The 1041-nt window shown below is 70.1% G+C and carries 1 protein-coding gene; it reads left to right on the forward strand.

Annotation, left to right across the window (positions count from 1 at the left end):
- Positions 1-12 precede the first annotated feature (12 nt).
- Positions 13-1041: acyltransferase domain-containing protein (locus WA788_RS35335; RefSeq protein WP_335984567.1), on the forward strand; the 1029-nt coding region annotated here is incomplete at its 3' end.

The raw sequence follows: 1041 nt of genomic DNA on the forward strand, positions 1-1041 counted from the left end.
CCGCCGTTGGTCGTGGCGGCCGAGGAGGCGGATGAGCCGCAGCTCGGGGACGTGGTGCCCTGGGTGGTCTCTGCGGCTTCCCCCGAGGGCTTGCGGGCGCAGGCGGAGAGCGTGCGGTCGTACGTCGCCGGGCGGCCCGAACTGCGGCCGCTGGACGTCGCGTTCTCGCTGGCGACGACCCGCGGGGCGTTGGAGCACCGCGCCGTCATCGTCGGCGCGGACCGGGCCGAACTCCTCGACAAGCTAGGCACGTTGGAGCCGTCGGGTCCCGTGTTGGAAGGGACATCCGCGTTCCTGTTCACGGGGCAGGGTGCGCAGCGGCTAGGGATGGGCCGGGAGTTGTATGACGTGTTTCCGGTGTTCCGGGGGGCGTTGGACGAGGTGTGTGCGGAGTTGGACGCGGTGATGGCGCGTCCGATGCGTGAGGTGATGTGGGGTGAGGACGCGGAGGCGCTGGCGCGTACGGAGTTCACGCAACCGGCACTGTTCGCCGTCGAAGTGGCGTTGTTCCGGCTCCTGGCGTCGTGGGGGATACGGCCGGATGCGGTGGCGGGGCATTCGATCGGTGAGATCGCGGCGGCGCACGTGACGGGCGTGTTGTCGTTGCGGGACGCGTGTGTGCTGGTGGCGGCGCGGGGCCGGTTGATGCAGGAGCTTCCTGCGGGTGGGGCGATGGTGGCGGTCGAGGCGACCGAGGTGGAGGTGCGTGAGCTGCTGGAAGGCGTAACGGACACCGTGGGTGTGGCGGCGGTCAACGGGCCGCAGTCGGTGGTGATGTCGGGTGCGGAGCAAGCCGTCGAGCAGGTGGCGGAGAAGCTGGCTGAGCAAGGCCGCCGGGTGAAGCGGCTCGCGGTGAGTCACGCGTTCCATTCCCCGTTGATGGAGCCGATGGTGGCGGAGTTCCGTACGGTCGTGGCGGGCCTGGAGTTCCGGGAGCCGTCGGTTCCGTTTGTGTCCACGGTGACGGGTGCTGTGGTCGGCGCGGAGATCGCCGCGCCGGAGTACTGGGTCGAGCACGTTCGTGCGGCGGTCCGTTTCGCT

This window comes from Streptomyces sp. CA2R106 (assembly GCF_037034245.1).
Lineage (GTDB): Bacteria > Actinomycetota > Actinomycetes > Streptomycetales > Streptomycetaceae > Actinacidiphila.